The sequence below is a fragment of the Rickettsia bellii RML369-C genome (assembly GCF_000012385.1).
In the GTDB taxonomy this organism is placed as follows: domain Bacteria; phylum Pseudomonadota; class Alphaproteobacteria; order Rickettsiales; family Rickettsiaceae; genus Rickettsia; species Rickettsia bellii.
In genome coordinates this window covers 1,466,675-1,481,625 of sequence record NC_007940.1, presented here as the reverse complement: position 1 = coordinate 1,481,625, position 14,951 = coordinate 1,466,675, and the positions used below count along the sequence as shown (strand labels likewise).

Sequence of the window (14,951 nt, the reverse complement as noted above, 5' to 3'; positions counted from 1 at the left end):
TTATAAATGATAGAACTTGTTTATAATAACTAATTAGTAATTAAGTTATTTAGAGTTCGATGAATAAATCTAAATTCATTTTTCTATCTGCCATTTCAGGGAATATACTTGAATATTATGACTTTACTGTATATTCAGTTTTCTCGCCAATTATAGGGCGAATTTTCTTTCCTGGGGAGTCAGAATTTATCCAGATTCTTTTAAGCCTTGCGGTATTTGCGGTTGGGTTTTTGACAAGACCTATCGGCGGTATATTATTTGGTTATATTGGTGATAGATATGGTAGGCGTATTGCCCTGATAATATCTATGCTTGGTATGACTATACCGACCTTTATCATGGGTTTGATCCCCTCATATGCAGATATTGGGGTTTATGCACCTATAACTCTAATCATAATGCGGCTTATTCAGGGACTTTGTATTAGCGGTGAGGGAACAGGAGCTGCTATTTTCATTTTAGAACATCGTCAAAATTTAAGACCTGGTTTTACAGCAGGTTTAGTACATGGTTCCAATATTGTTGGCACATTAGTAGCAATTTTTATCGGTATTATAATAGAGCGTTATTTTTCCCATGTTGATTTTGCGTGGCGGTTTGCTTTTCTTCTAGGCGGTTTTATAGGACTTGCCGGATTTTACTTGCGACTGCGTGTTTCAGAAACGCCGATTTTTAAAATCCTTGAGAAAAAGAAAAAAGTTCTTAAAGCTCCTTTTTCCAACGTAATAAAAACAGCTTGGAAATCTATGTTTTTGACCATATGTATAGGTGCCATAGCTAGCAGTATTATGTATTTAGTAAAAACATATATAAATGTGTTTTATTACAATGTTATGCATTTTGATAATGCTATTGCTTTATCCTATTCAGCTTATAGCTTGTTTATTGCAATGGTTGCGATGCCGCTTGCTGGCGGTGCTGCCGATATTATCGGAAAGTTTAAGATGAGTATGTTAGTTGGTACTGCAATTTTGCTATTGATCTTACCGACTATGTTACTTATGTCGGCAGAAGAAACTTGGCAGCAAATTCTAGCACTTACTGTTCTTGGCATGCTTGCAGGAAGTATAGCAGGTACGGCATATATATTCGTTATTTCTCTATTTACTGCAGAACAAAAATTTACCGGCGTTGCTTTCAGCTACAACTTTGCGATAGCAATATTTGGCGGTACGTCCCCGATTATTTCACGTTGGCTTGTTGAGCATACTAAATTATTTTACGCTCCAGCTTTCTATATCATGATTATTGCAGCTATATTTTTAATTATTATGTATATGATGAGAAGAGTAATCAAACAGTTGTTATATAGTTATGAACAAAAAAAATAGAGAAGTAACAAGTAGCTGGTTTACTAATTTACGTGATTTAGTATGTGCAGAATTTGAAAAAATCGAAGAAGAATACGCAAAGGCAAAAGGTTTAAAGCCTGGTAAGTTTGTCCGCTCGAGCTGGGAACGTGATGGCGGTGGCGGCGGTGTTATGTCCGTCATGAAAGGGAAAGTGTTTGAAAAAGTCGGCGTTAATATATCCACTGTATTCGGTGAATTCTCAAAGGCGTTTCGTGCCGAAATCCCGGGAGCAGAGCTAGACGGCAAGTTTTTTGCTACTGGTATTTCATTAGTTGCTCACCTTAAATCTCCGTTAATCCCTGCAATGCACTTCAATACTCGTTATATTGAAACCTCAAAAAACTGGTTTGGTGGCGGTGGTGATTTAACGCCTTTTTATCCAGAAGAAGACGAGACAGCAAAATTTCATGCAGCTTTCAAAGAAGCGTGCGACAAATATGATTCTGGTTATTATCCTAAATTTAAAAAGCAATGTGACGAATATTTTTATTTGAAACATAGAAAAGAACCGAGAGGAGTCGGCGGAATATTTTACGATTATCTAAATAGTGGTAATTTTGAGCAAGATTTTTCTTTTACGCAAGATGTAGGCAAAGCGTTATTATCAGTATATCCTGAAATCGTTAGAAATAAGCTATTTTTACCTTGGACGGATGAGCAAAAAGAATACCAGCTTATAAGACGAGGTAGATACGTAGAATTTAATTTGCTATATGATAGAGGCACAAAGTTCGGTTTAATGACTGACGGCAATGTTGAGGCAATCTTAATGTCGCTACCACCGGAGGTAAAGTGGGCATAACTTGTTTCTAAAGGTAATTTGTGCGTCAATCCGCTGCTCGCATCCTCACGTACTTTTTTGTACGCTGCGGTGCTGTACTGCGTGTTTCCTGCAAATTCCTCTTTATTAACTGCGTTATGCAAGGAGTCTAATAAAAAAACGCATTAACCGAGTTTTTTCTTGACTATTTCTTAATTTAGTTTTATTCTGCTCTACTTAGAATATTATAATATCTTGATTAGGCGATAAGCTAATGGCAAAGAAAAATAAAAACATTTTGGTAAGGTTAGTAAGTACCGCAGGTACAGGCTTTTTTTTAGTGAAAAAGCGTAATCCAAAAACGCAAACCGAAAAGCTTTCTTTTCGTAAATACGATCCAAAAGTAAGAAAACATGTTCTTTTTAAAGAAGAAAAAATAAAATAATCGAAGTAATATATGGCAGTAAAAATTCGTTTAGCTAGAGGCGGTGCTAAAAAGCGTCCTTTTTACCGTGTAGTAGTAGCTAACGCAACCGCACCACGTGATGGTGATTTTTTAGAAAAAGTTGGAACTTATAATCCGATGCTTGCTAAAGATAGTAATGAGCGTGTAGTTCTAAAAGCGGATCGTGTAGAATATTGGCTTAAATCTGGTGCTAAACCAACAGATAGAGTTGCAAGATTTATCGAGCAAGCCGGTATAGCTCTTCCTGAGAAAGTTAAAAAAGAGATGGAAGTTAAGCTAAAAAACCGTAAAGCTAAACCAAGCAAAAAAGAAGCTAAAGAAGCGTAATTTCATCCTGTGGCGGTATTGTTGCGTGGACCATTTTTCCCTGTCACCCCGTGGCTTGTACCTGCGGGGTCCAGTAAAATAACTTATAATAAGTTATTTTAATTTTTACCAAATTTTTGTTACATGGCTTGAAAAAAGCTCTTGGTGTCATTCCCGCTTAAGGCTTGCCTGCGTGGGTGGGGCGTCCATCGTCATTGCGAGAAGATGCATAGCATCGACGTGGCAATCTTACGAAGTAGTATAAAATTCCTGAGATTGCTTCGTCGCTTTGCTCCTCGCAATGACGTTTTCAGTTCAAGTAATAAATAAAAAATAAGCCGGATTAGCTCAGTGGTAGAGCAACCGCCTTGTAAGCGGTAGGTCATCAGTTCAAATCCGATATCCGGCACCACCTTTATAGGTGAGAAATTGTAAAAATATTAGTATTAAAAAGTTGTTTTTCTGGATCTAGTTCCCAAGCCATGGGAGAAATTGTTGCGTGGATCGAAAATCGTCATTGCGAGCGAATGAAATGAGCGTGGCAATCCAGAAAAAATAATAAGAAATGTTATAAGTTAGTATTTTTTACTGGATTGCGTACGTACAATTACTTTGTAATTTTCTTGTCATTGCGAGGAAAAACTGTAAGTTTTGACGAAGCAATCTCATCATTATTTTCTGAGATTGCCACGTCGCTTCGCTCCTCGCAATGACGATTTTGCATCCACGCAGGCAATGCCGGCTTGACCGCAGGATGACTAATAATAACGGTTTCAGAGCCATAAAAACACTGCACTGAAACACATAAACCATATCCACCCATTTCAGCGCCCTTAGCTCAGCTGGATAGAGCAACGGATTTCTAATCCGTAGGTCAGAGGTTCGAATCCTTTAGGGCGTGCCACTCTTCAGTTTTTACTATTTGTACGAACGTCTCGAACTATGACTCATGATAACAATTTAAAACAAAAGAATTCTTACATATTAGGTGTAGGAAAAGCAGGAGCTAAAAATTTAGATTTTCAGCACCAGATGTTAAAGCAGCATTCTATAGAGCAACTTGAAAAAGCTGGTCTAAAAGAAAGCACCATTATCTGGGATATTGGTTGTGGAAATGGTACAATGACTGAGATCATGGCATCTAGAGTAGGTGATAATGGGCAAGTATATGCAGTTGATATTAGCGAGCAACAAATCCAAATAGCCCAGCAAAGAATTAAGAATGCAGGACTCAAAAATGTTACATTTATAGTTAGTGATCTTTACTCACTATCAAATAATGATTATCCCAAAGCCGATATTGTCTATTCTAGATTACTATTAATGCATCTGAAAAATCCTGTTGAAGCTATAAAGCTGATGAGTTCTTTATTAAAAAAAGAAGGGATAATTTCGTTACAAGAATCTGATCTAAGTTCAACTCTTCAAAAACTAAATAATCAGGAAACTAACGAAAGTTTCAAACGTTATTATAATCTTGTCATGACTTATGGGTAAATTAACGGGGTTCACTATGACATAGGCAATAAGTTAGCTAATATATGTCAAAGTTTGAATATTTTTTCAAAAGTAGAACATTATGTTTCTAGTTATGATTTTAATGAATATAAAGACTTGCTTTTAGCTAGGTATGACGAATTTAAAGACAGAGTTGTTTTAGCTCGCTTAATAACTGAAGAAGAATCTCTACAACTTCGAGAGAATCTACAAGTTTTTTTTAATAGTGAGGAATTAATAAAGATGAACTTAAAAATTAATCAACATCATTTATTACTAACTATATAAAAGCTAGAAATTAACTCATTATATATCATATACTAGGGTTGTGCCACTAAATTACAGCATATCCAAATCTATATTTAGAACAGTGCTTAGCTTCTTTAATGTATCTATTGTACCGGTACGTGATCCTTTTTCAATAGCAGAAATATATTGTTTAGTTTTACCAATTTTAGTAGCTAATTGTTCTTGGGAAAGCCCTCTATATTCACGATAAACCTTGATAGGATTTTCGCCGCTTAGAATTTTCTGCACTAATTCTTCAGGAAAATATTCTTCATTTTTAGCAATTCCCTCAAGATATAATTCTTCATCGGTAATGTGACGTTTCTTAAAGTTTATAAGCTCTTGATATTCATTAAAGGGTAGAACAACAAAAGCTGGTTTTCCTTGATACTCTATTATATGTTTATCGCTCATTTATATACCTCTCCTCTAACATCAATATTTATTACTAAAATCTCTAATCTTCCTTGGTTTATTTTATATATAACTCGATAGTCTCCAACTCTTAGCCTATAAGCATCGTATCCTATTAACTTTTTAATATTATTATTTGTTTTATAAGGGTCTAATCTTAGCTGTTCTAATTTTTCTAATATAACCTTTCTTTTATTTGCAAAAATTTTGACCAAATTTTTTAAGGAAGTTTTAGAAAAGCAAAGAGTATATTCCATTTGAGAATTATTTATAAGTTAATTTTATTATATTATAGCTTATAATACTAGTCAACAATATGTTGACTAAATAATTTATTCTATGTTTCTATAACATGCCAAATTATAGTATAGGCAAAAATCTGCTATACTTAAAAAATCATTTTTTGCGTTTATTCCATCATATAATTTTATCTCTTGGAAAGATTTTTTATATATTTCTGTATGAATAAACCCAAGCAAATATAAAGTGCCAAGGCTTGAAGTAAAAATTATACTATTTGGATCGTTTAGTATTATATCCTCAATTAGAATAGTAAAAGTCCCTTTAGGCTCATTTTTTATTTCATCGATTAATTTACGTATAGTAGTATGATGGAATGAATTTTGCTCTATAATTTTTGATGTTTGGAAATTATTTTGCTGACAGTGATAAAGATTTAATATACGAAGTTCAACTTGGAAAAGAGCAAGGAGACAACAAGACGAGGAACGGAGCGTATACTTAATACGTGAGTACCGCAGAACTTGTTAGACGACGTAGCCAATTTTTCAAGTTCAACGAGTATATAAGGAAGATTATTATTTTTTTTGTATTAAGCATGTGTCCCCGCTGAATATAAACTTAATTTGCTCAAGTTTTAACCACCACAAAACATTCATGGTGGTTGGGGAGTTCAAAGAAACCGCTACTAACAGTTTACAATAGATTTTAAGCCTAAAGTTAGTACTTTAAGCTCTGGACATGTCTATTATCATCCCCAACCATAAGTATTGAGGATTGCACCATTTTATGGCTGATGCATATACCATAATAGCAAAGAGGCTTTGAAACCCCGAAATAGCTTTAACTATTTTAAACACAATTTTATATTCCATTTCCTAAAAAAGTCAATCGGTAAGTGAATTGAGCGTGGTTAGCATTCCTAACTAAGTATAGATATCGTAATTGCGAGGAAAAACTATAAGTTTTGACGAAGCAATCTAGTAAAATGCATAGCATTTTTATTATTTTTTCTGGATTGCCACGCTCCTTGCAGTCGCTCGCAATGACGGGAAACTGATCCATGCGGGGCAAGCCTTACGCAGTAATGACAATAAGACAACTCTTTAATTTACTATAAATATATACCTAATTGAAGTTTTAAAGCATATTCAAGTGATAGCATCTCTTGACTGGTTATTGTAGAAATTTTAGATTTTAACCTTAATTTACTTGCTGTCATTATTTGATCCGTCATGGCTTTACTTTGTTTACCATTTACAATTACATAAACTTCCCAAGGGTAACATTTACTTACATTACTGGTTAAAGGTATAACTTGGATACGATTTAATACTTCATTTGCTGCATCATTACTAATAATTATTGCAGGTCTTATTTTATTTATTTCTCCCCCAACGGAAGGATCAAAATTTACCCACCATATTTCACCTCTTTTCATTAAAATCGTCCTGAATTAGCCCTTCTATCCATTCATTTGCCTCTTTTTCTCTCTTTTCATCTTGAGCCATTTCTTCATAAGATGCTTTAAGCTGTTCATTAATTAAGTATGGTTTGATGATATTTTCTATAAATTTACTAATTTTACCTTCGCCAATTACTGAATATAAATTGCGGTAAACAGCTTCGTCTATAGAAATGGTTAATTTTTTTTGCATATATTCACCTTGCACGTATATTATACGTATATTATACCACTATTATAAAAACTAATCAATTATCTGGATCTTCAGCTCTTCTTTTTTTGCGGTTATTTTTACTATTTTTCCGCTACTTACCTCGCCTGCTAAAATCATCTTAGCTAAGTTATTTTGTATTTCACGCTGGATAAGACGTTTTAATGGTCTTGCTCCAAAGCTCGGATCATAGCCTTTTTCGGCTAAATAGTTTAAAGCCGGTTCATCAAATTCAAGAATGATATTTTGTGCTGATAAGATTTTCTTTAAACCCTCTAGCTGAATTTTTACTATATCGTGAATATTACTTTGGTTTAATCTATGGAATAATATAATTTCATCTAACCTATTCAAGAATTCAGGTTTAAATACCATTTTTACATATTCCATAACTTGGTCTTTTACCTTATAAGTATCTTCACCCTCTTTTTGGTTAACGAGTATTTCAGCACCTAAATTAGAGGTTAGCACAATAATAGTATTCTTAAAATCAACCGTGATCCCCTGACTATCGGTAAGTCTTCCCTCATCTAGGATTTGCAGCATAATATTAAAAATATCGGGATGGGCTTTTTCCACCTCATCGAATAATATAACTTGATAAGGGCGGCGTCTTACGGCTTCGGTAAGGACTCCACCCTGATCATATCCAACATACCCGGGAGGTGCTCCTATCAAACGAGAAATAGCATGCTTCTCCATATATTCCGACATATCGATACGTAAGATGGCGTTACGATCATCGAAAAGAAACCCAGCTAAAGCTTTAGTCAGCTCTGTTTTACCTACTCCCGTCGGACCAAGGAATAAAAATGAGCCAAGCGGACGGTTAATATCCTGAATACCTGCACGTGATCTTCTAACGGCATCACTAACGCTTTTAATTGCCTCATCCTGCCCTATTACCGACTCACGTAATTTTTGCTCCATCACAAGCAAACGTTCACGCTCACTTGATAGCATTGTATCGATCGGAATACCGGTGATACGTGAAATAATGCTTGCTATGTCGCTTTCTGAAACGATTTCCTTTAACAAGCCTTTACTGTCAGCATTTTCGGTTTCTTGAATTTTTTTCATAATCTCAGGAATGATTCCATATTTTAACTCACTAGCTTTAGCTAAATTAGCGTCACGTTCTGCTCGCTCTAAATCAATCCTAGCACGGTCTAACTCTTCTTTAAGTTTCTGCTGCCCTTGAATCTTGGATTTTTCGGCTTGCCATTTAGAACTCATATCGTAAGAGTTAGATTCCAACTTTTCTAACTCTGCGGTTAAATGCTCAATTTTCTTTTTAGAATGTTCGTCGCTTTCTTTTTTCAAAGCTGCAAGCTCTATCTTTATCTGAATAATGCGGCGATCTAGTTCGTCCAGTTCTTCAGGTTTACTTGATAGCTCGATTTTCATACGGCTACAAGCTTCATCAATTAAATCAATCGCTTTATCAGGTAGAAAACGATCCGTAATATAGCGGTTTGATAGAGTTGCTGCCGCAACTATCGCACTATCGGAAATCCGTACGGCATGGTGCAGTTCATACTTTTCCTTAATACCTCTAAGTATGGATATCGTATCCTCTACAGTTGGCTCGCTAACATAAACAGGCTGGAAGCGACGAGCAAAAGCGGCGTCTTTCTCGATATATTTGCGGTACTCGTCTAAAGTGGTAGCTCCGATACAATGTAGTTCACCGCGTGCAAGCATCGGCTTTAGTAAGTTCGATGCGTCCATAGCTCCGTCAGTTTTACCCGTACCGACTAATAAATGTAATTCATCGATAAATAAAATAATCTCACCACTTGATTCTTTTATTTCACCAAGAACAGCTTTAAGCCGCTCTTCAAACTCACCACGATATTTTGCTCCCGCAATCAACGCTCCCATATCAAGCTCGATAATTCGGCAATTAATAAGAGTTTCTGGCACATCTTTGCTAAATATTCGTTGTGCTAACCCTTCGATTATCGCAGTTTTACCAACACCAGGCTCACCAATTAACACAGGGTTATTTTTCATACGACGAGATAATACTTGCACTGTTCTTCTGATTTCTTCATCACGTCCGATTATCGGGTCAAGCTTACCACTTTCAGCAAGCTCAGTTACGTCTCTGCCGTATTTTTTTAGAGCATCATAGCTATTTTCTGCTGATTCAGTATCCGCTTTTTTGCCTTTACGAAGCTGCAAAATACTAGCCGCTAGCTTCTTACTACTGATTCCATTATTGGTTAAAATTTTACCAGCTATAGTATTATCAAAACTTAAAGCTTCCAAAATACGCTCAATCGTAACAAAGCTATCCCCATTATTTTTAGCAAGGTCATCAGCTCTTTGTAAAACTTTAAGGAGTTCGGCAGAAGAATAAATTGTTCCTCCGCCATCAACTTGTACTTTTGGAATTTTATTTAATTCTACTTGTACTTGATCAGCTAAAATATTTAAGTTACCTCCGCTATTATTAATAAGCGTTCTGATAATCCCAGTATCTTCATTAAAAAGACTAGCTAATAAGTGCAAAGGTAATATTTGCTGATGATCATTTTTAGCAGCAATATGTTGACAGTTTGTTATCGCTGATTTAGCATGTGCAGTAAATTTATCAATATTCATATAAATAATATATTTTAATTAATAAGATTAAAATTTTTTAATAGATATTGTTTATATAATTACTTTAAAATTATAATACAAGGGTATATACCTTTAATACTTCAAGATTTGGCAAGCCAAATTTCGGGATTCGTCTTTGCTCACGTAGTTTATCTACGTTCCGCAGACTCACCGCTTATTTGACTTACCAACTTTTGAAGTATTTGCGGTATACTCGTTTTATTTGAAAAATTGACGGCGACGTCCTACAGGTGCTGAGGTACTCACGTAGTTTATCTATGCTCCGTTCCTCGTGCTTATAAACTTCTTGCTCTTTTCCAAATAAAACTTCGTCTACTATCTAACTAAACTAAATATTAATATATAAAGCTTTCACTATGTCCTCATTAAAAGAACAATTCGACGCAGATAAATATTTTCTCATAACACAAACAAATGAATTTTTAGCAAATAACAAACAAGATCCTCTACATACAAACAGAGATGAAGTTAGAGAAGCAGTTAAAAGCGGTAATTTTACTGAAGCATTACAAAAACTTGAAATTTTACGTGAAGAAAGAACCGGTATAACACTTACTAAAATTGATCCGTTGATAGAAGGTACAACACCGATAATAATTCGTGATGCACGAAATGCTAAAGATCCTCGAGAGCTTGGAACGGAAAGCTTTGAGATGCAATATTTAAATGTCATAAGAGCAGCAATAGACATAGCTGAAATCGAAGGAAAACCGGAAGCACTTAAAACAGAATTAAAAAAACAAGCAGTAGATTTTATTGATAGCTTTCATAAAGATAATGAAAAAAATTCTCAAATGCAGATCTCTCCTAATGTAAAGGATAAGATTAATGATATAGCCATACTGCTAGAAAATAATGGCATTAAAGAGGTGCATAAAAAGCTAAATGTAGCAAAAGATTTTCAGAATTTTAATGATGAACATTGTAATATAGCAACGCTCTCAAATATTAAAGATAAAAATGGTAAAGATCATACTGTTATTGAGGCAGAAGTAGCACTAAAGGGTATAACTGATGAGCAAAAAGCAGAATATCAGAATAGAGCCGATAAAGATTGGTTCAAGAAAATGCCTAGTTGGGAAAGACAGTTAGTTAATAAATATGCTGAAACAATCAAAGAAGGTGAGCATGTTATCCCTACTCAATTGCGTCAAATAGTAGGAATGAAAAACGCTTTTGAGAAAATTACAGCAATAGCTGAAGAAAATAAACCTATTGAAATAATACATAACTCTAAACATGCAGGAACTCTTGCTTCTATTTCTCGTGATAAAGAATCACAACAAAGAATTACAGATTTAAATACTAAGCAAGCTCAAGAATGGATGGGCGATCATAAATTGCATGCTAATACTTTAAATAGTGGAGCTGCAAATTTTGTAGTGCCGCACCCTGATGCGAAGTTAGTAACTCTTACTAAAAGAGCTATAGATCATGTAGGAGGTCGTTATACTAATACAGCGTTTAATAAATTTAGAAAAATCGCAGGTTTTAATCATTTTGGTGGTACAAAAGAACAACTTAACGATTTGGCTAATAATTTACCAAAAGAAGCTAACTTCAAAGATATTGCGACCCATTTAAAACCACGTGGTAAATTAGAAAGATTATTTGGTATTAATAAACCAAAAGGTGATCTAAAAATAATGCTGAATACAGAATTTAATGCAGGTAGGTTATCTAAGCAAGCTCATGAAATATTAACTAATGCAGCTAGTTTAAAACAAGATATAGAAAAAGCTGACGCAATTTTTTATAGAGGTGCAGATAAAGAAAATATAAGTAGTAGCATTTCACGAAAATTAAATTACTTAAGCAACCAAATCTCAAATTCTAATGACTCTATTTTTAAAGATGTTCCAAAGCACGAAACGCTTACTATGTGTGCAAGTGGTAAGGATCGTACAGGTCTTGCCGAACATGACCAAACTAGTACTGCTATAGCTAATAGATTAGGAATAGAAGTAAAAGCTGCTGATGAACAGCTTTTAAAAGCAGGTCATACTGCTGGTCAAGCTGGCGGAGTTTATGCGGGTGGTGCTACAATCGGATGTTATGGTACATTAAAAGTGACGGCACAAGGTTTTCCTGAATCTAGACAAGAATCATTAAAAAGTATGATTGAGCCATCGGGAGCTAATAATAAAATTAAGAAACTTGAAAAAGGTCAGGTAATTAATGAACCAGTAGAGCAGAAAAAAGCTAAAGAAACGCCTAATCCGTATCAAACGACAAATTATGAAATAACTGCAAATATACAAACACCTTCTGTTGTGGTAACTACTCCAAAAAATGAACTAACTGAACTAACTGAACTAACTGAACTAATACCGGATTTAAATAAAGCTCAACAAAAAATAATATATAATCCTAAAGTGGAATTAGGTAATGGAGAAAAAATTACTTCTAATGTTACATTTGCACAAAAAGTAAATCAACGTAATAAAGATAATAATATAGGGAGGTAATAATGTCGCATTTAGCAGTTGTAACAGGTGGTACTAGAGGAATAGGAGAGTCTATTGCCAAAGAATTAAAAAATAACTGTTATTGCTAATTTTTTTAGTAATCATGAAGCTGCAAAAGCTATGGAAGAGCAATATGGTATCAAAACAAAACGTTGGAATGTTGCAGATTTTGAAGATTGCAGAAGAGCGATAAAAGAAATTGAATAGGAATATAAACAGCCGGTAAGCATTTTGGTTAATAATGCCGGAATTACCAAAGATAAAATGCTGCATAAAATGAGTCATCAAGATTGGAACGATGTAATTAACGTTAATCTCAATTCTTGCTTTAATATGTCAAGTAACGTAATCGAGCCGATGCGAAATCAAAATTACGGTCGTATAGTAAATATCAGCTCAATCAACGCCCAAGCAGGACAAATCGGGCAGACTAATTACTCTGCTGCTAAAGCTGGAATTATTGGCTTTACTAAAGCCTTAGCACGTGAAACTGCTTCTAAAAATATCACGGTTAATTGTATAGCTCCTGGATATATTGCAACGGAAATGGTAGGAGCAGTACCTGAAGATGTGCTTGCAAAAATCGTTAATAGTATTCCGAAAAAAAGATTAGGGCAACCTGAAGAAATCGCAAGAGCAGTAGCATTTCTAGTTGATGAAAATGCCGGTTTTATTACGGGTGAAACTATCTCAATCAATGGCGGTCATAACATGCTATAAATAATTTAATGGATTTTAATATGAGCAAAGAAAGGGTAAATCCAGTTAATGATGACGGAGAATATCAGGAGTTTGATACAACAGAAGGTATAAAATTTTTTCTGACAAAAGGGACTAAATCTTACAGAAAAAAAAAATATAAAGAAGCACTTGAACAATTTGAATATGCTAAAAAATTAGACGCAAATCATGAAAATATATTTGAACGGAAAAAACTTGTCCATCATTGTGACTATAAGTCGGGTTTAGTCTATAATAAGCTGGCTCAGAAAGAAGTGGAGCCAGTTCAACGAAAGCAATATTATGAAACAGCCGCATATTGCTTTGAAGAGACACAAACAAACTTTCGGAAAGATATATTTAATGAGCAAGATCTAAACCAGCTTATAGCAACAGCATATAATAACGCTGGTAATGAAGAAAAAGCATTACAATTTTTACAAAAGACTAGATTATATAAACTTGCACAAGAATTAGGGCAAAAGAATTCACAAGAATTAGTTATAGCTAATCCAATCCAAGATAATGATAATATATCGCCTCAAATTATACAAGAAGCAATTCGTCATTTATTTTTAGAACAGCAAAGACAAAATATAGTACAACAAGAACAAGGACAAAGAATTGGTGCATTAGAACAAGAAATTGATAAGATAAAGAAAATGTTATCTAATGCAAATATTGATACTATAGATGGCATTAATACACAAATAAAAGAGCTAGAGAAGAAAGATTCCGATTTATATAAGTATTATAAGCATTTTCTTTCAGGGTTGCGGTCTATATATTTGGCTTCTTGTATTACTAGTAGTGATGCAGTAGTAGTAAATGTTGGGCATATGGAGCGTACAACTTCTATTGAAAAAGGAATATGTATTGTGTTAGATATGGTTGCGGCGGGATGGTTTAAACCTTTTGTAACTGGAGGACTTTCGGTTTTTCATGATATTGCTGATAATATTTATAACTCACGTGTGGAAAGTAAGGTATCAGAGGTGCTTAAGAAGTTTTATATGATAGCCGGTAAGCAATATGATGAAAATATGGATTTTGAATGGCATTTGAAACAAATAGCATTGTTTTATACTGAGTTAAGAAAAGATGAGATTTTAAATATAGGACCAGAAAATAGTAAGGATAGCTTTTGGAATTTTTGTAAACAAAAAATTCTGCCTATACAAAATAGATTTTTTAAAAATAAGGATAAAGGAGATGATCCTATAGTAAAATTAGCCTTTAATGATATTGCGTCTTTGATAAATTATATAGAGTATAATGCTGATGCGATGGTAAAGGAGTCTACACCATTTTTAGCTCAAATTGGCAGCAGAGTAAAAACCAAATTAGGAAAAACATGGGAAGAAGTAGTAAAAAGTAATCCTGCTAATATTGTAGAATATAAATTCTCACAAATAGAAAATAATTTATCTGAATTTAACACTATAATTCAAAAAATGAAGCTAGGGCAATGGGCTAGTCTTCCATTATCTTATATTTCAATTAATCCTTGGTCTTTATATTTTTTAAAGCTTTCTTGGTCAGGTGAACAAAGAGGAATTAATCATTTTTGTAATAAGGAATATTATAAAAAAGAATGTGAGAAAAAAAATATTCCTTGTGAAGAACAAGATTTAAATCATTTTATGTTATTGCTATTATATAAAATGTGTAAGCTTAATGATGAAAATATCCGTACTTTAAAAAAGGAAATTAATGATAATAACGAGAAACATGGAAGTATGGAAATAGTCATAGATGAATTGATTGGAGTTCAGGGACCTTATGAAAAAAATATTCATAATTTTGCAAAAAAGAATAAAGATATAATTGAATTAGCAAGAACTCAGGCTCCTCAATTATTTGTTACAGAACGTAATATTGATTTATGTATTCAAGATGAAAAGCACAAAAAAGATGCAAAGGATATACTAAAATTAAAATCTTCAGACCAATTTGTTGAAAGTTGCTTAAAAAGAGTATGTCCTAAGCTAGATGAGTATAGAAAGGCTCAAGCTGAAAAAGCTAGAATGAATATAAAATATGAAAATGTAGGCGTAGATGGTGTGATGGCTTTTGAGATATTTAAACATACTGATGAGTATAATGAGGTCTTAAATTTAGGTAATGTGTAAG

Annotated in this window: 14 protein-coding genes, 2 tRNA genes and 3 pseudogenes; 11 read left to right on the top strand and 8 right to left on the bottom strand. The window is 33.9% G+C overall.

The window, feature by feature from the left end:
- The first annotated feature begins 59 nt into the window (after positions 1–59).
- Entirely contained in the window at positions 60–1,331 is a 1,272-nt protein-coding gene (locus RBE_RS07195; protein ID WP_011478031.1) for an MFS transporter, read from the top strand.
- On the top strand, positions 1,315–2,154 hold the full coding sequence (hemF, locus tag RBE_RS07190) for an oxygen-dependent coproporphyrinogen oxidase (RefSeq protein WP_011478030.1): 840 nt from the start codon (positions 1,315–1,317) through the stop codon (positions 2,152–2,154). The genes RBE_RS07195 and hemF overlap by 17 nt, the downstream gene beginning before the upstream one ends.
- On the opposite strand, the pseudogene RBE_RS08160 reads toward hemF, so the two are convergent.
- Positions 2,151–2,276, bottom strand: a pseudogene (locus RBE_RS08160) (palindromic element RPE1 domain-containing protein); the annotation flags it as partial. The gene hemF and the pseudogene RBE_RS08160 sit on opposite strands and share 4 nt — an antisense overlap.
- Before the next feature lie 110 nt (positions 2,277–2,386).
- On the opposite strand from RBE_RS08160, the gene rpmG reads away from it, so the two are divergent.
- The 3 genes from rpmG (at position 2,387) to RBE_RS07175 (ending at position 3,296) form a co-directional block, all read left to right on the top strand.
- Positions 2,387–2,557: a 50S ribosomal protein L33 gene (gene rpmG, locus RBE_RS07185; protein ID WP_011478029.1), complete on the top strand. Its 171-nt coding sequence runs from the start codon at positions 2,387–2,389 to the stop codon at positions 2,555–2,557.
- Positions 2,558–2,569: 12 nt separating this feature from the next.
- Positions 2,570–2,905: a 30S ribosomal protein S16 gene (rpsP, locus tag RBE_RS07180; protein WP_011478028.1), complete on the top strand. Its 336-nt coding sequence runs from the start codon at positions 2,570–2,572 to the stop codon at positions 2,903–2,905.
- A 316-nt stretch (positions 2,906–3,221) separates the two neighbouring features.
- Positions 3,222–3,296, top strand: a tRNA-Thr gene (locus RBE_RS07175).
- A gap of 195 nt (positions 3,297–3,491) precedes the next feature.
- Here the strand turns inward: RBE_RS07175 and RBE_RS08155 are convergent.
- On the bottom strand, positions 3,492–3,707 hold the full coding sequence (locus RBE_RS08155; RefSeq protein WP_012152285.1) for a hypothetical protein: 216 nt from the start codon (positions 3,705–3,707) through the stop codon (positions 3,492–3,494).
- A gap of 4 nt (positions 3,708–3,711) precedes the next feature.
- On the opposite strand from RBE_RS08155, the gene RBE_RS07165 reads away from it, so the two are divergent.
- The 3 genes from RBE_RS07165 (at position 3,712) to RBE_RS07155 (ending at position 4,669) form a co-directional block, all read left to right on the top strand.
- Positions 3,712–3,788 (top strand) — tRNA-Arg (locus RBE_RS07165).
- Between the two features lie 38 nt (positions 3,789–3,826).
- The gene (locus tag RBE_RS07160) at positions 3,827–4,381 is read left to right on the top strand and encodes a class I SAM-dependent methyltransferase (RefSeq protein WP_011478027.1); all 555 of its coding nucleotides are present in this window, start codon (positions 3,827–3,829) and stop codon (positions 4,379–4,381) included.
- Positions 4,382–4,435: 54 nt separating this feature from the next.
- The gene (locus RBE_RS07155; protein WP_041804738.1) at positions 4,436–4,669 is read left to right on the top strand and encodes a hypothetical protein; all 234 of its coding nucleotides are present in this window, start codon (positions 4,436–4,438) and stop codon (positions 4,667–4,669) included.
- A 51-nt stretch (positions 4,670–4,720) separates the two neighbouring features.
- Here the strand turns inward: RBE_RS07155 and RBE_RS07150 are convergent, their stop codons facing one another.
- The 6 genes and pseudogenes from RBE_RS07150 to RBE_RS09725 form a co-directional block, all read right to left on the bottom strand.
- Entirely contained in the window at positions 4,721–5,083 is a 363-nt protein-coding gene (locus RBE_RS07150) for a helix-turn-helix transcriptional regulator (protein WP_011478026.1), read from the bottom strand.
- Complete coding sequence (locus RBE_RS07145) at positions 5,080–5,340, bottom strand: type II toxin-antitoxin system RelE family toxin (protein ID WP_011478025.1); 261 nt, start codon at positions 5,338–5,340, stop codon at positions 5,080–5,082. The genes RBE_RS07150 and RBE_RS07145 overlap by 4 nt, the downstream gene beginning before the upstream one ends.
- A 1,097-nt stretch (positions 5,341–6,437) precedes the next feature.
- The gene (locus RBE_RS07140) at positions 6,438–6,764 is read right to left on the bottom strand and encodes a type II toxin-antitoxin system PemK/MazF family toxin (protein ID WP_011478024.1); all 327 of its coding nucleotides are present in this window, start codon (positions 6,762–6,764) and stop codon (positions 6,438–6,440) included.
- On the bottom strand, positions 6,751–6,981 hold the full coding sequence (locus RBE_RS07135; protein WP_041804736.1) for a hypothetical protein: 231 nt from the start codon (positions 6,979–6,981) through the stop codon (positions 6,751–6,753). The genes RBE_RS07140 and RBE_RS07135 overlap by 14 nt, the downstream gene beginning before the upstream one ends.
- A gap of 51 nt (positions 6,982–7,032) precedes the next feature.
- On the bottom strand, positions 7,033–9,609 hold the full coding sequence (clpB, locus tag RBE_RS07130) for an ATP-dependent chaperone ClpB (RefSeq protein ID WP_011478022.1): 2,577 nt from the start codon (positions 9,607–9,609) through the stop codon (positions 7,033–7,035).
- A gap of 73 nt (positions 9,610–9,682) precedes the next feature.
- Positions 9,683–9,822: pseudogene (locus RBE_RS09725) on the bottom strand (palindromic element RPE5 domain-containing protein); the annotation flags it as partial.
- A 164-nt stretch (positions 9,823–9,986) separates the two neighbouring features.
- Here RBE_RS09725 and RBE_RS07125 point away from each other — a divergent pair.
- From RBE_RS07125 to RBE_RS07115, 3 genes and pseudogenes are all read left to right on the top strand, one after another.
- The gene (locus RBE_RS07125; protein ID WP_011478021.1) at positions 9,987–12,098 is read left to right on the top strand and encodes a hypothetical protein; all 2,112 of its coding nucleotides are present in this window, start codon (positions 9,987–9,989) and stop codon (positions 12,096–12,098) included.
- 2 nt (positions 12,099–12,100) lie between these two features.
- Positions 12,101–12,818, top strand: a pseudogene (locus RBE_RS07120) (SDR family oxidoreductase).
- A gap of 20 nt (positions 12,819–12,838) precedes the next feature.
- On the top strand, positions 12,839–14,950 hold the full coding sequence (locus RBE_RS07115) for a hypothetical protein (RefSeq protein WP_228368741.1): 2,112 nt from the start codon (positions 12,839–12,841) through the stop codon (positions 14,948–14,950).
- Position 14,951: the final 1 nt, after the last annotated feature.